This window comes from Rubellimicrobium roseum, assembly GCF_006152145.1.
Lineage (GTDB): Bacteria > Pseudomonadota > Alphaproteobacteria > Rhodobacterales > Rhodobacteraceae > Rubellimicrobium > Rubellimicrobium roseum.
Genome location: NZ_VDFV01000019.1, coordinates 39,555 through 62,699 on the forward strand (window position 1 = coordinate 39,555; position 23,145 = coordinate 62,699).

Here is a 23,145-nt window from a genome sequence, read left to right on the forward strand (position 1 = left end):
ATGGCCTCGCGCTGATCGGCCCCTTTAGGTGGCCTCTCCGCGTGGCCCCGACAACCCCGGCCCCGTCAGGGGAGCCATGCGCGCAGCCCATGGTCCGCCGCGAAGGGGGCGCCGACCACCGCCAGCGCCACCAGCGCCGACAGGATCGACCGCTCGCGCATCAGCCCATAGCCCAGCGCCGCCAAAATCCCCACGCCGCCCGCGATCCACCGCCAGGCCTCGCCCGAGGGCAGCACCGCCACCGCCATCCAGGCCGCCCCCAGCGCGTTCACGAGCAGCCAGAGGTGGCTCCAGCCCCCCAGGCTCACCTGGAACGGCTCGGGCAGCCAGATGCGGCCAAAGCCCCGCGCGGGCGACAGCATGTCCGCCGCCATGTGCACCGCCACGCCCAGCGCCGCCCCGGCCGCCGCCGCCGGCCCCAGCTCGGGCAGGAACCACAGCACGAGGCACGGCAGCAGCACCGAATGCGTCAGGATCGACCGATGGTGCAGCAGCCGCAGCATCCAGAGATCCACGTCGGGCGCGGGCAGGAAGGCCAGCGTCGCCCCCGCCAGAAGCGCCACCTGCCCCGGCATCGTCAGGACGAGCCGCAGCACGAGGTCCAAGATGTCCCCACTCATGGGAGTCGATGCCCCCGCGCCGCGCCGGTCGCGCGCCGCCCGCTGTCCTGTCCTGCCATGCGCCCCCGCCTGATTCGCGTGGCCTCCCGGCCACGCCCAAGCCGTTGCGCGGGTCCGGGGGGCACCGTTCGGTGCTGCAGGGATTCGTTAACCGCTCCCTGCGATCCTGCTCTGGCGGGCCCCATACCCGCCCCGAACAGGAGAGACCATGGCCCCCACGCCTTGCCCCAAAGCCAAGGGGCCGGAGCATCGCCCCGGCCCCCGCGCCGATGTCAGGCCCTCACTCCGCCGCGATCTTGCGGGTGGGGTTGTTGGGGTGCGTGGTCCAATTGGCGTAGTCGCCCACGACCATGCCGGTACGCGGGTCGATGGCCCCTTTCGGCAGCTCGACCATGGTGATGCAGCTCTCGACGGGGCAGACGTCCACGCACAGGTTGCAGGCCACGCATTCCTCGTCCTTCACCGTGAAGACCCGGCCGGGGTTCATGGCGATGGCCTGGTGGCTGGTGTCCTCGCAGGCCGCGAAGCAGCGCCCGCAGGAGATGCAGAGGTCCTGGTCGATCCGCGCCTTGGTGACGTAGTTGAGGTTCAGATACTGCCAGTCGGTGACGTTCGGCACCGCGCGGGCGACGAGTTGATCGACGCCCGTGAATCCCTTCTGGTCCATGTAGGCCGACAGCCCCGCCGTCATTTCCTTGATGATGCCGAAGCCATAGGTCATCGCCGCCGTGCAGACCTGCACCGTGCCCGCCCCCAGCGCCAGGAACTCCGCCGCGTCGCGCCACGTCGTCACGCCGCCGATGCCGCTGATCGGCAGCCCCCGCGTCTCGGGGCTTCGCGCGATCTCGGCCACCATATTGAGCGCGATGGGCTTCACCGCCGGCCCGCAATAGCCGCCATGCGTGCCCTTGCCGTCGATCATCGGCTCGGGGCTGAACGTGTCGAGGTTCACGCTGGTGATCGAGTTGATGGTGTTAATGAGGGACACGGCGTCCGCCCCGCCCCGCTTCGCCGCCTCGGCGGGCTTGCGGATGTCGCTGATGTTGGGCGTCAGCTTCACGATGCAGGGCATCCGGCTGTGCGTCTTGACCCAGCGCGTGACCATCTCGATGTATTCGGGCACCTGCCCCACGGCGCTGCCCATGCCCCGCTCGGCCATCCCGTGCGGGCAGCCGAAGTTCAGCTCCACCCCGTCCGCCCCGGTGTCCTCGATGCGATGGAGAATGTCCTTCCACGAGTCCTCGTCGCAGGGCACCATGAGCGAGATGATCAGCGCCCGGTCGGGATAGTCCCGCTTCACGCTCTTGATCTCGCGCAGGTTCACCTCCAGCGGCCGGTCGGTGATCAGCTCGATGTTGTTGATGCCCAGCACGCGGCGGTCGGCCCCGTAGACCACGCCATAGCGCGGCCCGTTGACGTTGACGACCGGCGGCCCCTCGGACCCCAGCGTCTTCCACACGACACCACCCCACCCCGCCTCGAAGGCGCGGCGGACGTTGTACTCCTTGTCCGTCGGCGGAGCCGAGGCGAGCCAGAACGGGTTCGGGCTCTTGATGCCGATGAAGTCGGTCGAAAGGTTCGCCATCGCTCAGGTCCTCCCCATCAGCGCCGCATGGATCGCCTCGGCGGCATCGCGCCCCTGCGCGGCCGCCGTCACCGTCAGGTCCTGCCCGCCGGGCGCGCAGTCGCCCCCGACCCAGACGCCGGGCGGCAGGCTGCCCGGATCGATCTTGCCCCCGATCGCGCCCACGCCCTCGGCCAGGTCGCCGATCTTCTGGCCGATGGCCTTGAACACCTGGTCCGCCTCCAGCCGGAAGCCGTCCTCGCGCAAGCGCAGCACCCCCTCTGGCGTGGTCTCGGTATAGGCGAACTGCACCTCGTGGACGGCGCCGTTGCCCCGCACCTCGACGGGCGCGGCCTCGTGGACGATGCGGACGCCCACGTGCTTGGCGTGGTCCTGCTCGTAGCCCGAGGCGCCCATCTGCCCCTGGTCGCGGCGGTAGACGATGGTCACGTTCTCGGCCCCCAAGGCCTTGGACTGCACCGCCGCGTCGATGGCGGTCATGCCGCCCCCGATCACGACGACGCTGCGCCCCACGGGGATCGCGCCCTTGTCTCCGGCCTGCCGCAGGCCCGCGATGAACTCCACCGCGTCGCGGACCTCGGCCTTGTCCTCGCCCGGCGCGCGCAGGTCGTTCACCGCCTGCAGCCCCACGCCGAGGAACACCGCGTCGAAGTCGCGCCGCAGGTCGTCAAGGCTCATGTCCCGGCCCAGCTCCACGCCCAGCCGCAGATCGATCCCGCCGATCCCCAGGATCCAGTCCACCTCGGCCTGCGCGAAGTCCTGCGGCACCTTGTAGGCGGCGATCCCGTATTCGTTCAGCCCGCCCGCCTTGGGCCGCTTGTCGAACACCACGACGTCATGGCCATGCATCGCCAGCCGGTGCGCGCAGGACAGCCCCGCCGGCCCCGCGCCCACCACCGCGACCCTGCAGCCCGTCGAGGGCGCGCGGCCATAGGGGTGGGCGTTCCGCGCCATCCCGGCGTCGGTGGCAAAGCGCTGGAGCCGTCCGATCTCCACGGGCTTGCCCTCGGCCGCCTCGCGCACGCAGGCCCCCTCGCAAAGCTGCTCGGTCGGGCAGACGCGGGCGCAGGCGCCGCCGAAGATGTTGGAGTCCCAGATCGTCTTGGCCGCGACTTCGGGCTGGTCCCCGAGGATCTGCCGGATGAAGAGGGGGATGTCGATCTCGGTCGGGCAGGCCTGGATGCAGGGCGCGTCGTAGCAGAAGTAGCAGCGATCCGCCGCCACCTTTGCCTCGTGCCGGTCCAAGGGCTGCTGGGCGTCCGCGAAGTTGGCGGCGATCCGCCCGCCATCGAGGCGGTGCGGGACGACGCCGGGGGTCTGCGGGCTGTTCATGGCTGGCTCCCTGTTCGTCTTATTGGGACGAAGCCTGCCACAGGGCCAGAATTTTACCAAACGGAAAAATTCCGGGCTCCGTCACCTCTCGAAGTGATGAGCGATGCTGCCCGCATAATAGGCAAGGAGGTCCAGCTCCTCGGGACGGACCCGCAGCCCCTCGGGCGTCTCGACCGTCACCCCCCGCTCGGCCAGCAGCCCGAGCGCGTCCTCGACGATCTTCGCCGGCCCCCGTCCGGGCAGGCCCAGCCCTTGCAAGGAAAGGATGCGCAGGTCGTCCCGCACGAGCACCTCCAGCTCGGCCCGTGTCCGATGGGCGCCATCCTGCAGGTGCCGAGCAACCAGCGGCACGGGCAGCACGGGCATGGCGCGCCGCACCCGCGCCATCAGCTCGGCCGCCAGCGCCTGCGTGGGATGCCCATGCCGCTCGGCCAGGAAGGCGCGCAGCGACAGCGGCAGCCCCAACGCCACCTTGGCCGTGCCGAAGCCGCGGAAGCGGCCCCGCAGGCGCTGCCACAGATGGTGGCCCACGCCCCCCAACACCTCGCCCAAGGGCGGGCGGAAGCGGCGCACGCCCGTCACATGGGCGCGGATCAGGAAGCGGTCCTCCAGCACGCGGTCGTAGTTCAGCGCCACGGGGACGAAGATCACATCCCGCGTGCGCTCTGGCGTCCCCTCGACGATGTAGCTCAGCAGCCCCAGCCGCGGCTCCCCCGGCCGTCCGTCGAGGCTGAGGCGTCCCTCTGGAAAGATCGCCTGCGTCACCCCCCCGGCGGTCGCCATCTGGACGTAGCGCGCCAGCACCCGTCGGTAGAGCGCGCCCCGCTCGCGCCGCCGGATGAAGTAGGCGCCCATCAGGCGGATCAGGCCCGACAGTGGCCAGACCCTCGCCCATTCCCCCACCGCGTAGCTCAGCGCCGCCGAGCCCGACACCAGCCAAGTCACCAGCACGTAGTCCATGTTCGAGCGATGGTTCATCACGAAGACCACCGCCGCGTCCCCAGGCAGCCGGTCGAGATCCCTCAGGTCGATCTCCGACAGCCGGATGCGGTAGAGCGCGCGCGACAGCCACCGGGCGAGCCGCGTCCCCCAGCCGAAGTAAAGCGTGGCCGAGAAGGCGGGCACGATCTCGCGGGCAAAGGCGCGGGCGCGCTCGAAGGCCACGCTTTCGGGAATGCCCTGGGCATGGGCCTCCTCGGCCACTGCGCGGGTCACGGCCGGATCGTAGATCAGCCGCTGGATCATGTCGTGCCTCCGCGCGAGCTTGAACGGCTCAATGGGGCGCTGGAGCCGGCTGTTGAGCCGCGCCACCGCACGTTCCATCCGCAGGCGAAAGAACCAGCGCACCGACGGGAACAGGAAATGCGAGGCAAACGTGACCCCTGCGAAGAGCAGGATCAGGATCAGCAGCCAAAGCGGAATGGCGACGGTGCGGGTCATGATCCCGAGCCATGACAGGGAAGCGCGCGGCCGGCAATCCCGCGCGCGTGCGTCTTGGCTCCATTCCGGGATCGTCGGATCGGGCGGGATGCGCGCAATGACGGCGTTTCCCATATTGCGATATTGAATCGCGCGCTGTAGGCGCTATCAATCCCAAGAAGGGGCGTGCCGTACGAGTGGCGGGGTTTTCTGCTCAGACGAGGGAACAAGAATGACGGAATTCGAGAACATGTCGCGCAAGGAGCTGATGCAGCTCCGCGCCAATATCGACAAGGCGATCGCCACCGTGGGCGACCGCGACAAGCGCAATGCGCTGCGCGCCGCAGAAGAAGCCGCGCGCGAGCACGGCTTTACGCTGACCGAGCTCGTGCCGCTCATGGGCCAGGTCCGCGGCCGCCGCGGCAAGACCGAGGCCGCCACCGCCGGCGGCGCGCCGCGCTATCGCAATCCCGAGAATCCCGACCAGACCTGGTCGGGCCGGGGACGCCGCCCGCGCTGGATCCACGAGGCCGAGGCCGCCGGACGCCCGCTGTCCGAGATGGAGATCGGCTGAGCCGGAGGTGGGGCGCCTAGCGGGACAGGCGCTCCACCAAATCATCGAAGGTGTAGCTCCGGGCGACGTCGCCCGCCTGGGCCTTGTAGAAATTCGGCGCCACGGGCAGGCAACCCACGCCGCAGACCTGCTTGGCGACCATCCGCGCCGAATCGACGTACCAGATTCGCCCGCCCGGCGTGGCGATCCAGCCATTCACGCCCAGCGCCTGATCGCTCAGCAGATCCATGTCGGATGGAAGCTCGTTGTGATACAGGAAATCGAAGGCACCATGGGTGTGATAGCTGGCGATCACGTCCATCTCGCGCGGCCAATCCAGACCACAGGAATCATGATTACCGGCCTGGGGCTCGGTCGCGATCAGATCGCCCGCCGCATCGCGGCCGATGAAGCCACAATACTCGCGCCGCTTGTCAAAGGAACGCGGCTGCAACTCCGCGAAGAGCTTCTTGACGAAATCGACCTCCTCGCGTGATTGCGCGGCCGCCCAGGCGGGCCATAGCAGGGCGATCAGGGCCCAGGGAACGATCCGGCGCATCCGACCTCCGGTTATCTGTTAAAACAGGGCTAACACGGAAATGACGTTCCGGAAACGCCCGGCCGAACGCGGCCGCCCCCTTTGACAGCCCGCGCCCGCCCGTCCAGAACCGCCCGCGGCAACAGACGGGAGGCCACATGACCATACATATCGGAGCCCAACCCGGCGAGATCGCGGACACTGTGCTGATGCCGGGCGATCCGCTGCGCGCGGAATGGGCGGCACGGACCTTCTTCCAGGACGCGACCTGCGTGAACCGCGTGCGGGGGATGCTGGGCTACACCGGCACCTGGCGCGGCCACCGGGTCACCATCCATGGCTCGGGCATGGGGATGCCGTCGCTGTCGATCTATGCGAACGAGCTGATTCGCGACTACGGCGCCCGGACGCTCATCCGCGTGGGGTCGGCGGGCGGCTACCAGCCCCACACGCGGCTGCGGGACATCGTGCTCGCCCAAGGCGCGACCTCGGTCTCGACGCCGTCCTCCACCATCTTCCGCGAAGTGAATTTCGCGCCCCTCGCCGACTTCGGCCTGTTGTCCGCCGCGTACCGCGCCGCCACGGCCCGCAGCGCACGGGTGCACGTGGGCAACATCCACTCCTCGGACACCTTCTACACCGAGCGCCCCGACCATGTGGCCGAGCTCACCCGCCACGGCGTCCTCGCCGTCGAGATGGAGGCGGCCGAGCTCTACATCCTCGCCGCCCGTCATGGCGTCCGGGCGCTCGCCGTCCTCACCGTCAGCGACCACATCGTGACCCACGAGGCCCTGCCCTCGGAGGACCGGGAGCAGAGCTTCGGCGAGATGATCGAGATCGCGCTCGAGGCCGCCTTCACCTGAGGCGCCTTGATCCATGTCATGTCGGCGGGTCCCACGCCGCCGCTAGGGTACTCCCATCATCCCCGAGGGAGCCCCCGATGCGCCTCAGCCCTGCCCGTGACCCCTGGAGCGTGCGACGCCACGCCCAGCCGACTACCGCCATCGGCCTGACTGCGGGCGAGGTCGCCGACTACGGCCTCAGCCCGTCGGAGGTCCTGCGGCTGGCGCGTCTGTCTCCCGACCAGATCGCCAGGAGGAACGCGATGGCCCGACTGAACGGACTCGATCCCGCCCGACTCGAGGAGGACCGCGCCCTCGACATCGCCACCGCGCTCTGCTGCGTCGATTGCACCGAGGCCGGCGGCTGCCGCCTCGCAGTGGCCGAAGGATCGCTCCCCGAGAGCGCCGACTTCTGCGCCAACTCGGACACGTGGCGGACGCTCGCCGCCGAGTGACGACCTAGCGGGACAGCAGCCGGGGCAGAACGTCTGGGTCGGCAATCCAGCCCTCGGACAGGTCGAGCCCCTGCAGCCGTCCCGGCTCGTCGCGCAGGAGGCGACAGGCCCAGGCCGCCTGCACCGCGCAGAGCGCCGCATCGAGCGCATCCCCGCTCGGGTCCTCGGTCCAGTCGGACGGCACCGCGATCCGCAATCCGAACCGGACCCGCCCCGGCTCGCCCGTCAGGCACGCGAGCAGCCGCCGCCGCGCCTCGGCCCGATCGGGCGTCTGCTTCGCGCGCTCGTCGCTCTTGTAGGGGTCGCGCCCGATCAGCGCCCGCGCCGCGACGCCCGGATAGGCCTCCAGCGCGACGCGCGACGGGTCTCCCTCGCACAGCCCCGGCACCTGCACCCCCGCCCGGCGCAGGCGCGGCACCGCCTCGAACTGCATGAGCGCCACCGGCACGCCATGGAGCTTCTGCGGGCTCACCGCCCCGGTGCCCTTTTCATAGCCCCGCGCATGCTCGCGGTCGCCGGGAGCCCGGTCGGCCTTGTAGCGCTCCAGCGCCGCGCGGAACTCCGCCCGCGTCATCCGGCCCAGCCGATCGGCGAAGGCAGGCCAGTCCCGCTCCCATCCGATGTTGTCGAGGAAGGTGCGCGATTGGGTGAAGGGCAGGTCGAACCCGGCAACCCAGGGCCCCGCCACCCGCAGAGCGCGGTCGAACAGGTCCAGCGAGGGCAACCGCTCCAGCGCCGTCAACGTCAGCCGGTCGCCCTCCAGCCGACCGACCGCCACGGCGATCGGCTTGCGTCGTGACGGCGCGCTGGTGAAGTCGACGCCGTAGACGCGCGTCAGACCACGCGCTCCAGCATCAGCCGCCGGATGTCCATGATCGCCTTGGCCGGGTTCAGCCCCTTCGGGCAGACCTTGGCGCAGTTCATGATCGTGTGGCAGCGATAAAGCTTGAACGGGTCCTCAAGGTCGTCCAGCCGCTCGCCCGTGGCCTCGTCGCGGCTGTCCGCGATCCAGCGATAGGCATGCAGCAGCGCCGCCGGCCCGAGATAGCGGTCGCCGTTCCACCAGTAGGAGGGGCAGGCCGTCGAGCAGCAGGCGCAGAGGATGCATTCGTAGAGCCCGTCGAGCTTGCGACGGTCGTCGATGGACTGCCTCCATTCCTTCTCGGGGGCGTTGGTGTGGGTTTCCAGCCAGGGCCGCACGCTCGCGTGCTGGCCGAAGAAGTGGCTCAGGTCCGGCACGAGGTCCTTGATAACTGGCATGTGCGGCAGCGGGTAGATGCGCACGTCGCCCTTCACCTCGTCGATTCCGGTGATGCAGGCCAGCGCATTCACCCCGTCGATGTTCATCGAGCAGGAGCCACAGATCCCTTCCCGGCAGGAGCGGCGGAACGCCAGCGTCGGGTCGATCTCGTTCTTGATCTTGATGAGCGCGTCCAGGATCATCGGCCCGCAGGTGTCGAGGTCGACGAAGTAGGTGTCGATCCGCGGGTTCGCCCCGTCCTCCGGGTTCCAGCGATAGATGCGGAACGTCTTGAGGTTCGTCGCGCCCTCTGGCTTGGGCCAGGTCTTGCCGACGCTCATGCGGCTGTTGCGGGGAAGGCGAAGCTGGACCATCTGTCGTTCCTCGGTCTGGCGGGGCCCGGGCGGCGGTCCGCCCGGGCGGGGTTCGTTACTGCTGCCCCTTGGTGGCGCTGACGCAGGCCGCAAGCTCCGGCCGCGCGAGCACTGCGTTCACGACCGGAGCAAGGTCTGCCGAGGGACCGGGCGCGGCGGCGAGTTGCGCCTTCTCCTCGGGCCGGGCGGTGGCCACGATGCAGGCGGCCACGATCTGGCCGTCGCGGCCGGGAACCATCTCCTGGATCATCGGCAGGACGACGGCGTTGGCCTGCGCGTCCTCGGCCGTCTGGGCCAGGGCCGGAGAGGCCAGGAGGCCGAGCGTCAGGAGCAGGATGGGCTTCATCAGGTAAATCCTTCTAGGAGCGGAGGCGCGGCGGACGGATCGGCGGTGCGCCCGTCCGCTGGATCACGCAGTCCTCATAGACCGCAAGAGGGTCGCGGCCCGCAAGATAGTCGCCCGAGACGCCGATCTGCACGGCGCCGAAGGGACCTTCGTCCGAGCTCGCGCCCAGCGTCACCGCCCCCGTGGGCCCCTGCGCCCCCTGGGCGCGCCGCTCGCAGACCTGCGCGGCACGCTCGGGATCGACAGGCCCCGTCTCGCAGCCGGCCAGAAGGACCGCCGCGAGGCCGAGAGAGGAGACGAGTCGCCGCATCAGTACACCCGCGCCTTGGGGGCGACCCGCTTCGGCTCGATGCCGCCCTGCTCGGGCTGGGTCAGCGGGTCGACGTGAACCGGACGGTACGCCAGCCGCACCGCCGTCCCGTCAACATAGGACAGCGTGTGCTGGCGCCAGTTCACATCGTCGCGCTCGGGGAAGTCCTCGTGGGCATGCGCCCCGCGGCTTTCCTTGCGCGCCTCGGCCGAGACGATGGTGGCGAGCGCATTGGGCAGGAGGTTCGTGAGCTCCAGCGCCTCCACGAGGTCGGTGTTCCAGATCAGGCCCCGGTCGGCGACCCGCAGGTCGTCGCCCTTGGCCGCCACCGCCGTCATGCGCCGCACGCCCTGCGCGAGGGTTTCGCTCGTGCGGAAAACGGCCGCGTCCTCCTGCATGGAGCGCTGCATCTCCTCGCGCAGCTCCGCCACGCCCGTGCCGCCCTTAGCGTGCCTCAGCGCGTCGAAGCGCCCCAGCGCGAAGTCGATGGACTCCTTGGGGATGTCGGCGTTGGCCGTGCCGGGCTTGACCACCTCGGCCGCCCGGATCGCCGCCGCCCGCCCGAAGACGACGAGGTCGATGAGCGAGTTGGACCCGAGCCGGTTCGCGCCGTGCACGCTCGCGCAGCCCGCCTCGCCCACGGCCATCAGGCCTGGCGACACGCGGTCGGGATCGCCCTCGGTCGGGTTCAGCACCTCGCCCCAGTAGTTCGTGGGGATGCCGCCCATATTGTAGTGGACCGTCGGCAGGACCGGCACCGGCTCCTTGGTCAGGTCCACGCCCGCGAAGATGCGCGCCGATTCCGTGATCCCCGGCAGCCGCTCGTGCAGCGTCTCGGGCGGCAGATGGTTCAGGTGCAGGTGGATATGGTCCTTGCGCTTGCCGACGCCGCGCCCCTCGCGGATCTCCAGCGTCATGCAGCGGCTGACGACGTCCCGGGACGCGAGGTCCTTGTACGTCGGAGCATAACGCTCCATGAACCGCTCGCCCTCGGAGTTGGTGAGATACCCCCCCTCCCCGCGCGCGCCCTCGGTGATAAGGCAGCCCGAGCCGTAGATGCCGGTCGGGTGGAACTGCACGAACTCCATGTCCTGCAGCGGCAGCCCCTGCCGCGCGACCATGCCGTTGCCGTCGCCCGTGCAGGTGTGCGCCGAGGTGGCCGAGAAGTACGCCCGCCCATAGCCCCCCGTCGCCAGCACCACCATCTTGGCGGTGAAGACATGCAACGTCCCGTCGGCGAGGTTCCAGGCGACCACGCCACGGCAGTCGCCTTCGGGTCCCATCAGCAGGTCGATGGCGAAGTACTCGACGTAGAACTCGGCCTTCTGCTTCACGCTCTGGCCGTAGAGCGTGTGCAGGATCGCGTGGCCCGTGCGGTCGGCGGCGGCGCAGGTGCGCTGCACCGGGGGGCCTTCGCCGAACTCGGTCGTGTGCCCGCCGAAGGGCCGCTGGTAGATCTTGCCCTCGTCCGTCCGGCTGAAGGGCACGCCGTAGTGCTCCAGTTCGTAGACCGCCTTGGGCGCCTCGCGGGCGAGGTATTCCATGGCGTCCATGTCGCCCAGCCAGTCCGACCCCTTCACGGTGTCGTACATGTGCCATTGCCAGTGGTCCGGGCCCATGTTGCCGAGCGACGCGGCGATGCCGCCCTGCGCGGCCACCGTGTGGCTGCGGGTCGGGAAGACCTTGGTGATACAGGCGGTCTTCAGCCCGCGCTCCACCATGCCCAATGTGGCGCGCAGGCCCGCGCCCCCGGCGCCGACCACCACCACGTCATAGGCGTGCGTTTCGTAAGAATAGGCAACCATCGGACGGTCCACTCAGAGGGCGATCCGCGCCACGGCGAACAGGCCCACGGCCAGGATCGCGTAGGTGGCGCAGATGGCGGCGACGATCATCATGCGGCGGGGCGTGCCGTGGGCGTAGTCCTCCAGCACCACCTGCACGCCGTGGCGGAAGTGGAACAGCCCCACGAGCAGCGTGAGGGCGATCACCAGCGCCGGAAAGGGGTGGGCCAGGGCTGCCACGACCTCGGGATACGGCCTCCCGAGGATCGAGCCGAAGGTAAAGACGAACAGCGGCACCAGGATCACGAGCGCGATGGAGGTGACCTCCATCAGCCAGAAATGGTGCGTGCCATCCCCCGAGGCGCCCAGGTTCTCGGCCATCTTGCGGGAGGTGACGTAGCTCGATGAGCGGCTCATGCGGTCACCCACAGGATGAGGACGGTCAGGAAGGTCAGAACGAAGCTCAGACCCACAATGACCTTGCCGAAGGTCTCGGCGCGGTGGATCTCCATGAAGCGGCCCGTCGACCAGACGAGGTGCCGGATGCCGGCGAGCGTGTGATACCACAGCGCCCAGAGGCTCCCCAGCAGCACGAGGTCGCCGAACCAGCTCCGCAGCACGCCGTCGGCGGTGGCGAAGGCCTCGGGTCCCGTGGCGGCGGCGATCAGCCACCACACGATCAGCAGCGTCGCAATGATAAGCGCGTTGCCCGTGACCCGCGTCAGGATCGAGGTGAACGAGGTCCATTGCGGACGGTAGATCTGCAGGTGCGGCGAAAGCGGCCGGTTGCCGCGCGGGATATCGGGCATGTCCTGTCCCTGTAACTTCGGCTCGGAGCTAAGCGGTCATGGCCCATTTTCCAGCGGCTGTCACGCGCCTGTGCGGGGAAAAATGTGCGACCTTGGAATGGTTTCGCTAACATTTTGTGAGTTGTGATCGCAGCCCCGGATGCTGCGATCACAAAACGGCTGAACGCCTCGCCGCGCTCCGGCGACTCGGGAGATCACGCCGCGCGGCGCCGTCCCTCGCGCCGGGCCCAGTCCGGCGTGAACTCGACCTGCGCGTCCAGCAGGTCGTCCACCAGCGTCCAGATCTGCTCGAGGTCCAGCTCCGCCCCGGTATCCGAGTCGAGCATGGCGGCGTGGTAGATGTGCTCGCGGTTCTCAGTCAGGAGCGCCGCGACCATCAGCTCCTGCACGTTGATCTTGGTCTGCTAAAGCGCGACGAGCTGCGGCGGGATGTCCTGCACGGTCGTCGGCTGGAGGCCGTTGTCGTCCACGAGCTTTGTCCTGGGCCTCGGGCGGCGTCCCTGGGGCCGCCGCATCCATATCCGCCTTCCTGCCGCCCTTTGCGGCGCGCATCACCACCTTGCAGGGCGGATCGGCGCTCTCGGGCGAAACCTCACCGGCGCCGCGACGTCGGGCGACCCGCCGCCTTTGAACTCGCGGCGGCGGGCCGGGACGTCCTCAGAAGGCGAAGGGCTCCACGATGTTGCGCCGGCCCAGCGTCATGGCGTCGGCGACGTGCACGAGAGGCGACAGGTCCACGTCCGACCGCCCCTCGCTCACCAAGTCGGCCATCCGAGCATAAAGCGCCGGATATTCCTCGATATCCGCGACGGGCTTCCGCTCCCCGTCGATCCAGAGCTCGTTTCCGCCTGAACGCAGCACGACGTGGGACCCGTCGGCGGTCTCGATCTCGATGTCCCAGGTCTGCGGCCCGGTCTGGAGCCAGTCGAGCTCCATCGCCACCCCGCGCGAGAACTCGATCCGCGCGGCGATGGGCGTCTGCCGCCCGTTGGGAAAGTCCAGGTCGGCCCGCAGCACGTGGACCGGCTTGGGCAGGATCTCGGTCAGGATCGACAGGGCGTTGATCCCCGGATCGAAGACCCCCATCCCGCCGGGCTCGAAGACCCAGTCCTGCCCCGGATGCCAGTGACGCACGTCCTCCTTCCAGGTGATGCGCCCGCCCGTGACCTCCTTGCCCGCGAGATGCGCCTTGGCCCCGGCCACGCCCTTGCCCATGCGCGAGTGCCAGGTGGCGAAGAGCGTCACCCCCGCCTCGGCGGCCAGTCGCTGGAGGTGATGCACCTCGGCCAGCGTCTGCCCCGGCGGCTTCTCCAGCATGACGTGCCGCCCGGCCTTCAGCGCCTTCCTCGCGTACTGGAACCGCGGCTGCGGCGGCAGGCAGAGCGAGACGACCTCGATGTCGTCGCGCTCGGCCAGCATCACGTCGAAGTCGCGGAAGGTCGGCACGCCTTCCACGCTTCCCTGCCGGCTCACGGTCGCGGCCAGCTCCCAGTCGGGGCTCGCGTCGATCGCCGGGACGTGCTGGTCCCTGGCGATCTTGCCCACGCCGACGATGCAGACCTTGCGCCCCGCCATCAGTGCGAGTCCTTGCCCACGGGCGCGCCGCGGCAGCCCCGCAGGAAGTCGAGGTCCGCCCCGGTGTCCGCGCCCATGACGTGCAGGTGGTGCAGCATGTGGTAGCCGCCCTCGGGCGCCCCCGCCTGCGGCACCCACTCGGCCAGCCGGCGTGCGATCTCCTCGTCCGAGATCTCCAGCGTCAGGCTGCGGTTCGGCACGTCGAGCGAGATCATGTCGCCGTCGCGCACGATGGCCAGCGGGCCTCCGGCCGCCGCCTCGGGCGAGGTGTGCAGGCACACCGTCCCGTAGGCCGTCCCCGACATCCGCGCGTCCGAGATGCGCACCATGTCGGTGATGCCTTTTCTCAGCACCTTGGGCGGCAGGCCCATGTTGCCCACCTCGGCCATCCCCGGATAGCCCTTGGGCCCGCAGTTCTTGAGGACCATCACGCAGGTCTCGTCGATGTCGAGCGCCTCGTCGTTGATCTTGGCCTTGTAGTCGTCGATGTCCTGGAACACGACCGCGCGGCCCCGGTGCACCATCAGCGACGGGGTGGCCGCCGAGGGCTTCAGCACCGCCCCGTTGGGCGCGAGGTTGCCCTTGAGCACCACGATCCCGCCCGACTGGGTCAGCGCCTTGTCGTTGGGCAGGATCACATCGTCGTTGTGGCTCTCGACGTCCTTGACCTGCTCCCAGGCGGTCTCGCCCGACACGGTCAGGGCATCGTTGTGCAGCAGGCCCATCTCGCCCAGCCGCTTGATGACGACCGGCAGGCCGCCCGCGTAGAAGAACTCCTCCATCAGGTACTTGCCCGAAGGCATGAGGTTCACGATGGTCGGCACGTCGCGCCCGCAGCGGTCCCAGTCGTCCAGGGACAGGTCGACCCCGACCCGGCCGGCAATCGCGAGGAGGTGGATCACCGCGTTCGTGGACCCGCCGATGGCGGCGTTGGTGCGGATGGCGTTCTCGAAGGCCTGCTTGGTCAGGATGTCCGAGGGTTTCAGGTCGTCCTTGACCATCTGCACGATCCGCCGCCCCGAAAGCTGCGCCATGGTGCGCCGGCGCGAGTCCACCGCCGGGATCGCCGCGTTGCCCGACAGCGCCATGCCCAGTGCCTCGGCCATGCTCGCCATGGTGGACGCCGTGCCCATCGTGTTGCAGGACCCTGCCGAGCGGCTCATGGAGGCCTCGGCTTCCAGGAAGTCCTCGGCCGTCATCTGCCCGGCCTTCACCATCTCCGAGAACTTCCAGAGGTGCGTGCCGGAACCCACCCGCTCGCCCCGGAAGTGCCCGTTGAGCATCGGCCCGCCGGTGACGACGATCGAGGGGATATCGCAGGAGGCCGCGCCCATCAGCAGCGAGGGCGTGGTCTTGTCGCAGCCCACCAGCAGCACGCAGCCGTCGATGGGCTGGCCGCGGATCGTCTCCTCGACCGCCATGGCGGCGAGGTTGCGGAACATCATCGCCGTGGGGCGGAAGGTCGACTCGGAGACCGAGAAGACCGGCACCTCGACCGGGAAGCCTCCCGCCTCGTAGATCCCGTTCTTCACCTTCTGCGCCAGGATATCCAGGTGCGCGTTGCAGGGATTCAGCTCGGACCAGGTGTTGAGGATCCCGATCACCGGCCGCCCGTCGAACATGTCGTGCGGGTAGCCTTGGTTCTTCATCCAGCCGCGGTGATAGATGTTGTCACGGCTCGTGCCACCCCACCACTCCTGCGAACGGAGCTTGCGGGGCCAGGGTGCGGGCGTGAACGCCATGGGGGACCTCTAGAGCTGGTGGACGGTGGCGACGCCCCGGTCGGCGTCGACGGCGAGGGGGTTCCTCAGCGGCAGCCCGAAGGCGGGCGCCTCGATTTCGAAAACGTCGCCCGCCTCGGGCCTGATCCCGTCGGCGAAGCTTAACGTCGCGGTCCCGAACATGTGCACGTGCACGTCGCCGGGCTGGCAGAACAGCGGGTACTTGAAGTGATGGTGCTCCAGGTTGGCGAAGCTGTGGCTCATGTTCGCCTCGCCCGACAGGAAGGGCTTCTCCCAGATCACCTGCCCGCCGCGCCTGATGCGCGACGCGCCCCGGATGTCGGCGGGCAGTTCGCCCACCAGGATCTCGGGCCCGAAGCTCGCGGGCCGCAGCTTGGAATGGGCGAGATACAGGTAGTTGATCCGCTCGGTCACGTGGTCCGAGAACTCGTTGGCCAAGGCCCAGCCCACGCGGGCGGGCGCGCCGTCCGACCCGATCACGTAGATGCCCGCGATCTCAGGCTCCTCGCCGCCGTCCAGCGCGAAGGCGGGGCTCACCAGCGCCGCGCCGGGTGCGACCACATGGACGCCGTTGCCCTTGTAGAACCACTCGGGCTGCACGCCCGGCAGGGCGGCGGGCTTGCCGTCCTCCAGCCCCATGCGGAACATCTTCATGGAGTCGGTGGCGTCGTCGGCGTTGGCCTTGGCGTGCATGGCGCTGCGGGTCGAAGCCGAGCCCAGATGGGTCAGCCCCGTCCCTGTCAGGTGCAGGTGCGCCGGGTCCGGGTGGTGGATGGGGGCCAGGAGCCGTCCCTCCTCCGCCATGGCGACCAGGTCCACCGCCTCGCCCAGCCCATGAGCGGCGACCGTCTCGGCCAGGCCGCGGCCCGCGGCCAGCGCCTCGATCGCGAGGTCCCGGACCGAGGCCGCGCCCTTCACGAGCGCCGCCTCCGATCCGTCACGCGCGACGACTCCGACTCCGCCGTCCGGCCGGCGGATCTGCGACAGGAGCATTCTGGTCCTCACTTGTTCTTGTTGTAGACGTCGAAGATCACGGCGGCGAGCAGCACGAGACCCTTGATGACCTGCTGGTAGTCGATGCCCATGCCCAGCATGGACATGCCGTTGTTCATCACGCCCATGATGAAGGCGCCGATGATGGCCCCCACGATCCGGCCCGATCCGCCCGACATCGACGCGCCGCCGATGAACACGGCCGCGATCACGTCCAGCTCGAAGCCCGTGCCCGCCTTGGGCGTGGCCGAGTTCAGGCGCGCCGTGACGATCATCCCGGCCAGCGCCGCCAGAACCCCCATGTTGACGAAGGTGAGGAAGGTGAGCCGGTCGGCGTTGATCCCCGACAGCCGCGCGGCCTTGAGATTGCCGCCGATGGCGTAGATGCGCCGTCCGATGGTCGTCGACTCGGTGACGAAGGCGTAGATCACCGCCAGCACCGCCATCGACACGGCCACGGTCGGGATGCCGCGGAACCCCGCGAGCTTCCAGCCCACGAACACCAGCGCCGCCGCGATGATGAGGTTGCGAGCCCAGAAGATGCCGTTGGGCTCGACCTCCATGCCGTGCTGGAGGTTGCGCGACCGCGCCCGCAGGCCGATCACCACGATGGCGAGCGCGGCAACGATGGCCACGATCAGGGCGGTCCAGTTAGGCTGCCGCTCGAAGGCCGCGAGGTCCGGGATCGCCGCCCCCAGGACGTCGGGCACGAAGCCGTTCGACAGCGCCTGGAAGCTCGGCTCGAAGGGCCCGATGTTGCGCCCCCCCAGGATCCAGAGCGTGAGGCCGCGGAACACCAGCATCCCCGCCAGCGTCACGATGAAGGAGGGGATGCGCCAGTAGGCGATCCAGTAGCCCTGCGCCGCGCCGATCAGCGCGCCCACAGCCAGGCAGGCCGGGACCGCCGCGTACACGGGCCAGTCGTACTCCACCGTCAGCAGCGCCGCGACCGCCCCCGTGAAGGCCGCAACGGAGCCGACGCTCAGGTCGATGTGCCCCGCCACGATGACCAGGAGCATCCCCAGCGCCATAATGATGACGTAGCTGTTCTGCAGGAACAGGTTGGTGATGTTGGTGGGCGACAGGAAGTCGATCGGGTTCTCGCGCAGGCCCAGGATGGCCACGAAGAAGAGCACGATGGCCAAAAGCGCGAACAGCATCCCGTATTCGCGCAGGTTGTCCTTCAGGTAGGCCGCGCCCGAGCGTCCGTTGGCGCTCAGCCCCTCGCCCTCGCGCGTGCCCCCGACGCCGCGCTCGCCCGGCCCCAGATGCGCGCCGGTGTTGTTCACGTCAGCCATGGGCGGCCTCCATCTCCACTTGCTCCTGCTTCTCGTGCTCGCGCACGATCAGCGACATGATCTTCTCCTGGCTCGCCTCGGCGGCCGTCAGCTCGCCCACGAAAGCCCCTTCGGCCATCACGTAGATGCGGTCGCACATGCCCAGGAGCTCGGGCATCTCGGACGAGATCATCACGACCCCCCGCCCCTCGTCCGCGAGGCGGTTCATCAGGCCGTAGATCTCGAACTTCGCACCCACGTCGATGCCGCGCGTGGGCTCGTCTAGGATCAGCACCTGCGGCTCGGTGAAGAGCAGCTTGGACAGGAGCACCTTCTGCTGGTTGCCCCCCGACAGGTTCATCACCTTCTGGAACACGTTGGGCGTGCGGATGTTCATCGCCGCGCGATAGCGTGTCGCCACCGCCTGCTCCCTGGCCTCGTCCAGCACGCCGCCGCGCGATACGCCCGGCAGGTTGGCGAGGCTCACGTTCCTCACGATGGGCTCCTCCAGGATGAGCCCCAGCGCCTTTCTGTCCTCGGTCACGTAGGCCAGCCCCGACCGCAGCGCCTTGGGCACGGTGGAGACGTCCACCTCGCGCCCGCCGATCGCCACGCGGCCCCGGATGTCCCGCCCCCAAGAGCGGCCGAAGATCGACATCGCCAGCTCCGTCCGCCCCGAGCCCATGAGGCCCGCGACGCCGACGATCTCGCCCTTGCGGACGTTAAAGCCGATGTCCCGCAGGAAGTCGCGGTCCATATGCTCGGGGTGCTTGGCCTTCCAGCCCTTCACCTCCATCAGCACCTCGCCCGGCCGCCGGACGCGATCGGGATAGCGGTGCGCCATGTCGCGGCCCACCATGTCCCGCACGATCCGGTCCTCGGAGATCTCGCCCGCATGGGCGTCGAGCATGGACACCGTGGCCCCGTCGCGGATCACCGTCACCCGGTCCGCCACGCGGCGCACCTCGTTGAGCTTGTGCGAGATGATGATCGAGGTGACGCCCTGCGCCTTCAATTCCAGGAGCAGGTCGAGGAGCTTCTGGCTATCCGTCTCCTGCAGCGCCGCCGTGGGCTCGTCGAGGATGAGAAGCCGCACGTTCTTCGACAGCGCCTTGGCGATCTCGACGAGCTGCTGCTTGCCCACGCCCAGGTCGCCCACGGGCGTCGTCGGCGCCTCGCGCAGGCCGACCTTGGCCAGCAGCTCCGAGGTCCGGCGGTAGGTCGTGCGCCAGTCGATGACGCCCGCGGCCGCCCGCTCGTTGCCCAGGAAGATGTTCTCGGCGATAGACAGGAGCGGCACCAGCGCCAGCTCCTGGTGGATGATGACGATGCCCGCCGCCTCGCTGTCGTGGATGCCGCGGAAGCGCGCCTCCGATCCGGCGAACCGGATCACCCCGTCGTACGAGCCGTGCGGGTAGACGCCCGACAGCACCTTCATCAGCGTGGACTTGCCGGCGCCGTTCTCGCCGCAGATGGCGTGGATCTCGCCCTCGCGGACCTGGATCGTCACGTTGTCGAGCGCGCGCACGCCCGGGAATGTCTTGGAGATGCCCTGCATCTCGAGGAGGACGGTCATGGGGGCGTCCCTTCCGCGAAAGAGAATGGGGCGCCCGCGGTCCCGCAGGCGCCCCCGGAGAGATCGGCTTACTGGAGGTCTTCGGCCGTGTAGTAGCCCGAGCCCACGAGGGTTTCCTCGTAGTTGGTGGCGTCCACCGGCACCGGGGCCAGCAGGTAGGACGGCACGACCTTGACGCCGTTATCGTAGGTCTCGGTGTCGTTGATCTCGGGCTCGCCGCCGGCCAGCACCGCGTCCACCATGCCCACGGTCACGCGCGCGAGTTCGCGGGTGTCCTTGAAGATGGTCGAATACTGCTCGCCCGCCTGGATCGACTTCACGGACGGCACCTCGGCGTCCTGCCCGGTCACGCAGGGCATCGCCATGTCGCCCGAGCCGTAGCCCACGCCCTTGACCGACGACAGGATGCCGATGGACAGGCCGTCATAGGGCGACAGCGCGCCGTGCAGCGTCGTGTCGCCGTAGTTGGCGGACAGGAGGTTGTCCATGCGCGACTGGGCGGTGGCCGGGTCCCAGCGCAGGGTGCCCACGACATCCATGCCCATCTGGCCCGACGGAACCACGATGTCGCCCGCGTCGATCATCGGCTGGAGGATCGACATCGCGCCGTCGTAGAAGAAGAAGGCGTTGTTGTCGTCCGGGCTGCCGCCGAACAGCTCGACGTTCCAGGGCTTCTGGTCGGCGAAGCGCTCGTTCAGGCACGCCACCAGCGTCTCGGCCTGCTGCACGCCCACTTGGAAGTTGTCGAAGGTGGCGTAGTAGTCCACGGCGCCCGAGTCGCGGATCAGGCGGTCATAGGCGATCACGGGGATGCCCGCGGCCTCGGCGTTCTCCAGCGCCGAGGACAGCGTGGTGCCGTCGATGGCGGCGATCACCAGCGCGTCCACGCCCTGGGAGATCATGTTCTCGACCTGGCTCAGCTGCGTCGGGATGTCGTCCTCGGCGTATTGCAGCACGGTGTCGTAGCCCGCGGCCTCGAACTGCTCCACCATGTTGTTGCCGTCGGCGATCCAGCGCGCCGAGGATTGCGTCGGCATGGCGATGCCGATGGTGCCCTTGTCCTGGGCGAAGGCCGGGACGCCCAGGCCCACGGACAGGGTGACGGCGGCCAGGGCCGCGGAAACGATCTTCATTGGTGTCCTCCCAAGGCGCCGCACAGAGGGGCGCGGTCGCAGCGACAGATCCGGGGGCCCTCGTTGGGGCCCTCGGCTGCCGGCCACCATGGCGAGAGTTGCCGGACAGGTCAAAGCGCATTATCCAGCAGGACCCATACCGGGACGGTTATGAATGGATCTGGCAGTTACCGCTAACGGAAAGCTCGTCCGGCGCGGGCTCAAGCTCGCGCATCTCCGGCTCATGGCCGCCCTCGGCGACACCGGCGCCATCGGCGTCGCCGCCGCGCGCATGGGGATCACCCAGCCCGCCGCCTCGCGCCTCCTGGCCGAGGTCGAGGAGTTGGCGGGCCATTCCCTGCACCAACGCGCCGGGCGGGGCATCCGCCTCACCGCCGAAGGCGAGACGCTCGCCCGGCGCGCCGTCCGCGCCCTGGCCGAGATCGGCGCCGCCGAGCGCGAGATGGCCGACCTCGGGCAGGGCCTGTCGGGCCATGTCCGCCTGGGCGCCGTCACCGGCCCCGCGCTCGACCGCGTCCTGCCCGCGCTGCGCGCCGCGCGCGTGGCCCTGCCCAACGTGACCGCCGAGGTGATCGTCGCCCCCTCCGAGCCCCTGGGCCAGGCGCTCCTCGCCGGGCAGATCGACTTCGCCCTCGCCCGCCTGCCCGAGGGCCGCGACCCCGCGCTCTTCGATCTCTCCCCCCTGGGCGAAGAGCCGGTGAGCCTCGTGGCCCGCCCCGGCCACGCGCTCGCGCGCCGGTCCTCGCTCGCGCCCCGCGACCTCCTCGACTACGACTGGGTCCTGCCCGAGCCCGGCACGCTCCTGCGCCGCACGGTGCTGGACCGCCTCGCCGCCCTGGGCCTGCCGCCGCCGCCCGGCCGCCTGTCGACCTCCTCCTTCCTCCTCACGCTGGCCATGCTGCGGGAATCGAACGCGCTCGCGCCCCTGGCCACGGCGGTCGCGCGCCGCTTCGCCCGCGGCCCCGAGGGCGGACTCGTGGTGCTCCCCCTCGACCTCGGCATCGTGGTCCCGGCCTACGGGCTCATGACCCTGCGCGGCACCCGCCTCACCCCCGCGGCCGAGAGGCTGCGCGACCTCGTGCTGGCCCAGCCGGGCTGAGACCCGCGACGGGCGCCCCGGCCGGGGTTGAAGGCGGTTCCCCGCAGGGGCAGGATGCCCACGACCGCGCTCTTTCCTCCGAGGACCCCGATGGACACGCTCTACGACGCCGACCGCATGAACGACCCCCGCGCCATCGTCGAGGCCGACCGGGCGCATGTCTGGCACCACCTGATCCAGAACAAGGTCTTCGAGACGGTGGACCCCCGGATCATCGTCGAGGGCAAGGGCCTCCGCGTCTGGGACATCAAGGGCAAGGAGCACGTGGACGCCGTGTCCGGCGGGGTCTGGACGGTCAACATCGGCTACGGGCGCGAGCGCGTGGCCGACGCCGTGCGCGACCAGCTCGTCAAGATGTGCTACTTCGCGGGCAGCGCGGGCAGCATCCCCGGCGCCCGCTACGCCGAGGCGCTGACCGCCCGCATGCCGGGCCTGTCCCGCGTCTACTTCGCCAACTCCGGGTCCGAGGCCAACGAGAAGGCCTTCAAGATGGTCCGCCAGATCGCCCACAAGCATCACGGCGGCCGCAAGCACAAGATCCTCTACCGGGACCGCGACTACCACGGCACGACCATCGCCTGCCTCTCGGCCGGCGGCCAGCAGGAGCGCAACGCCATGTACGGGCCCTTCGCGCCCGGCTTCGTGCAGGTCCCCCACTGCCTTGAATACCGCGCGGGCGACCTCGCGGGCGAGGGTTACGGCGAGCGCGCCGCGAACGCCATCGAGGAGGTGATCCTGCGCGAAGGTCCCGACACCATCGGCGCGCTCTGCCTCGAACCGATCACGGCCGGCGGCGGCATCATCGTGCCGCCCAAGGGCTACTGGGAGCGCGTGCAGGAGATCTGCCGCAAGTACGACATCCTCCTCCACATCGACGAGGTCGTCTGCGGCTTCGGGCGCACCGGCACCTGGTTCGGCTACCAGCAGTACGGCATCCAGCCCGACATCGTGACCATGGCCAAGGGCGTGGCCTCGGGCTACGCCGCGATCTCCTGCTGCGTCACGACGGAAGCCGTCTTCGACATGTTCAAGGACGATACGGACCGCCTGGGCTACTTCCGCGACATCTCCACTTTTGGCGGCTGCACCTCCGGCCCCGCTGCGGCGCTCGAGGTCATGGCGATCACCGAGGAGGAGGACCTCCTCGGCAACTCCACCCGGATGGGTGCCTACCTCAACGGGAAGCTCCACGAACTCATGGACAAGCACGCCTGCATCGGCGAGGTCCGCGGCCTCGGCCTCTTCCAGGGCGCCGAACTGGTCGCCGACCGTTCGACGCGCGAGCCGCTCGAGGAGAAGAAGGTCCAGGCCATCGTCGCCGACTGCATGGCCCAGGGCGTCATCATCGGCGCCTCGAACCGCTCGATGCCCGGCTTCAACAACACTCTCCTCTTCGCCCCCGCGCTGATCGCGACAAAGGGCGACCTCGACGAGGTCGTGGCCGGGGTGGATGCGGCGATCCAGCGGATCGTGGGCTGAGGCCGCGCCGGACCTGACCAGATCCGCGACGCCAACGACAACGGCCGCGCCCGCATCGCCGGGC

Annotated in this window: 24 protein-coding genes; 5 read left to right on the forward strand and 19 right to left on the reverse strand. The window is 69.5% G+C overall.

The annotated features are described in order from the left end of the window. Nucleotides 1–65: 65 nt before the first annotated feature. From FHG71_RS13250 to FHG71_RS13265, 4 genes are all read right to left on the reverse strand, one after another. Nucleotides 66–620, reverse strand: a complete 555-nt coding sequence (locus tag FHG71_RS13250) for a hypothetical protein (protein ID WP_139082168.1) — start codon at nt 618–620, stop codon at nt 66–68. 280 nt (nt 621–900) lie between these two features. After that, nucleotides 901–2,205, reverse strand: a complete 1,305-nt coding sequence (gene preA, locus FHG71_RS13255; protein ID WP_139082169.1) for an NAD-dependent dihydropyrimidine dehydrogenase subunit PreA — start codon at nt 2,203–2,205, stop codon at nt 901–903. A 3-nt stretch (nt 2,206–2,208) separates the two neighbouring features. Continuing rightward, complete coding sequence (locus FHG71_RS13260; RefSeq protein ID WP_139082170.1) at nt 2,209–3,537, reverse strand: NAD(P)-dependent oxidoreductase; 1,329 nt, start codon at nt 3,535–3,537, stop codon at nt 2,209–2,211. 81 nt (nt 3,538–3,618) lie between these two features. Next, nucleotides 3,619–4,977 (reverse strand): 1-acyl-sn-glycerol-3-phosphate acyltransferase, encoded by a 1,359-nt coding sequence (locus FHG71_RS13265; protein WP_139082171.1) that lies wholly within the window; start codon nt 4,975–4,977, stop codon nt 3,619–3,621. A gap of 211 nt (nt 4,978–5,188) precedes the next feature. On the opposite strand from FHG71_RS13265, the gene FHG71_RS13270 reads away from it, so the two are divergent. Then, nucleotides 5,189–5,530: an H-NS histone family protein gene (locus FHG71_RS13270; RefSeq protein WP_139082172.1), complete on the forward strand. Its 342-nt coding sequence runs from the start codon at nt 5,189–5,191 to the stop codon at nt 5,528–5,530. A 16-nt stretch (nt 5,531–5,546) separates the two neighbouring features. Here FHG71_RS13270 and FHG71_RS13275 read toward each other — a convergent pair whose 3' ends face one another. After that, nucleotides 5,547–6,068, reverse strand: coding sequence for a DUF4329 domain-containing protein (locus FHG71_RS13275; protein ID WP_139082173.1), 522 nt, complete (start codon nt 6,066–6,068; stop codon nt 5,547–5,549). Nucleotides 6,069–6,205: 137 nt separating this feature from the next. On the opposite strand from FHG71_RS13275, the gene deoD reads away from it, so the two are divergent. Continuing rightward, nucleotides 6,206–6,910, forward strand: a complete 705-nt coding sequence (gene deoD, locus FHG71_RS13280; protein ID WP_139082174.1) for a purine-nucleoside phosphorylase — start codon at nt 6,206–6,208, stop codon at nt 6,908–6,910. Nucleotides 6,911–6,987: 77 nt separating this feature from the next. After that, a complete protein-coding gene (locus FHG71_RS13285) occupies nt 6,988–7,344 on the forward strand; it encodes a hypothetical protein (RefSeq protein WP_139082175.1) in 357 nt (118 codons plus the stop codon). Between the two features lie 4 nt (nt 7,345–7,348). Here FHG71_RS13285 and FHG71_RS13290 read toward each other — a convergent pair whose 3' ends face one another. The 14 genes from FHG71_RS13290 to chvE all read right to left on the reverse strand — a co-directional run bounded on the left by FHG71_RS13290 (nt 7,349) and on the right by chvE (nt 20,503). Beyond that, nucleotides 7,349–8,281 (reverse strand): DUF429 domain-containing protein, encoded by a 933-nt coding sequence (locus tag FHG71_RS13290; protein WP_139082176.1) that lies wholly within the window; start codon nt 8,279–8,281, stop codon nt 7,349–7,351. Then, the gene (locus FHG71_RS13295) at nt 8,179–8,958 is read right to left on the reverse strand and encodes a succinate dehydrogenase iron-sulfur subunit (protein ID WP_139082177.1); all 780 of its coding nucleotides are present in this window, start codon (nt 8,956–8,958) and stop codon (nt 8,179–8,181) included. Before FHG71_RS13295 ends, FHG71_RS13290 begins: the two co-directional genes overlap by 103 nt. A 55-nt stretch (nt 8,959–9,013) precedes the next feature. Further along, nucleotides 9,014–9,304 (reverse strand): hypothetical protein, encoded by a 291-nt coding sequence (locus tag FHG71_RS13300; protein ID WP_139082178.1) that lies wholly within the window; start codon nt 9,302–9,304, stop codon nt 9,014–9,016. Nucleotides 9,305–9,317: 13 nt separating this feature from the next. Beyond that, the gene (locus FHG71_RS13305) at nt 9,318–9,614 is read right to left on the reverse strand and encodes a hypothetical protein (RefSeq protein WP_139082179.1); all 297 of its coding nucleotides are present in this window, start codon (nt 9,612–9,614) and stop codon (nt 9,318–9,320) included. After that, entirely contained in the window at nt 9,614–11,419 is a 1,806-nt protein-coding gene (gene sdhA, locus FHG71_RS13310; RefSeq protein ID WP_139082180.1) for a succinate dehydrogenase flavoprotein subunit, read from the reverse strand. The genes FHG71_RS13305 and sdhA overlap by 1 nt, the downstream gene beginning before the upstream one ends. A 12-nt stretch (nt 11,420–11,431) precedes the next feature. Then, on the reverse strand, nt 11,432–11,815 hold the full coding sequence (gene sdhD / locus FHG71_RS13315) for a succinate dehydrogenase, hydrophobic membrane anchor protein (RefSeq protein WP_139082181.1): 384 nt from the start codon (nt 11,813–11,815) through the stop codon (nt 11,432–11,434). Next, the gene (sdhC, locus tag FHG71_RS13320) at nt 11,812–12,207 is read right to left on the reverse strand and encodes a succinate dehydrogenase, cytochrome b556 subunit (RefSeq protein WP_139082182.1); all 396 of its coding nucleotides are present in this window, start codon (nt 12,205–12,207) and stop codon (nt 11,812–11,814) included. The genes sdhD and sdhC overlap by 4 nt, the downstream gene beginning before the upstream one ends. A gap of 194 nt (nt 12,208–12,401) precedes the next feature. Continuing rightward, nucleotides 12,402–12,596 (reverse strand): hypothetical protein, encoded by a 195-nt coding sequence (locus tag FHG71_RS13325; protein ID WP_139082183.1) that lies wholly within the window; start codon nt 12,594–12,596, stop codon nt 12,402–12,404. Nucleotides 12,597–12,864: 268 nt separating this feature from the next. After that, nucleotides 12,865–13,782: a Gfo/Idh/MocA family protein gene (locus FHG71_RS13330; protein ID WP_139082184.1), complete on the reverse strand. Its 918-nt coding sequence runs from the start codon at nt 13,780–13,782 to the stop codon at nt 12,865–12,867. Beyond that, nucleotides 13,782–15,524, reverse strand: a complete 1,743-nt coding sequence (araD, locus tag FHG71_RS13335) for an L-arabinonate dehydratase (RefSeq protein ID WP_139082185.1) — start codon at nt 15,522–15,524, stop codon at nt 13,782–13,784. Before araD ends, FHG71_RS13330 begins: the two co-directional genes overlap by 1 nt. Before the next feature lie 9 nt (nt 15,525–15,533). Next, nucleotides 15,534–16,517, reverse strand: a complete 984-nt coding sequence (araD1, locus tag FHG71_RS13340) for an AraD1 family protein (protein WP_139082186.1) — start codon at nt 16,515–16,517, stop codon at nt 15,534–15,536. 8 nt (nt 16,518–16,525) lie between these two features. Continuing rightward, nucleotides 16,526–17,815, reverse strand: a complete 1,290-nt coding sequence (gene mmsB, locus FHG71_RS13345; protein WP_139082187.1) for a multiple monosaccharide ABC transporter permease — start codon at nt 17,813–17,815, stop codon at nt 16,526–16,528. Then, the gene (gene mmsA, locus FHG71_RS13350; protein WP_139082188.1) at nt 17,808–19,370 is read right to left on the reverse strand and encodes a multiple monosaccharide ABC transporter ATP-binding protein; all 1,563 of its coding nucleotides are present in this window, start codon (nt 19,368–19,370) and stop codon (nt 17,808–17,810) included. Before mmsA ends, mmsB begins: the two co-directional genes overlap by 8 nt. Nucleotides 19,371–19,438: 68 nt before the next feature. Further along, nucleotides 19,439–20,503, reverse strand: a complete 1,065-nt coding sequence (chvE, locus tag FHG71_RS13355; RefSeq protein ID WP_139082189.1) for a multiple monosaccharide ABC transporter substrate-binding protein — start codon at nt 20,501–20,503, stop codon at nt 19,439–19,441. A gap of 154 nt (nt 20,504–20,657) precedes the next feature. Here chvE and FHG71_RS13360 point away from each other — a divergent pair, with 154 nt between their 5' ends. Next, a complete protein-coding gene (locus FHG71_RS13360; protein ID WP_139082190.1) occupies nt 20,658–21,602 on the forward strand; it encodes a LysR family transcriptional regulator in 945 nt (314 codons plus the stop codon). A 90-nt stretch (nt 21,603–21,692) separates the two neighbouring features. After that, nucleotides 21,693–23,081 (forward strand): aminotransferase family protein, encoded by a 1,389-nt coding sequence (locus tag FHG71_RS13365; RefSeq protein WP_139082191.1) that lies wholly within the window; start codon nt 21,693–21,695, stop codon nt 23,079–23,081. The last annotated feature ends 64 nt before the right edge of the window (nt 23,082–23,145 follow it).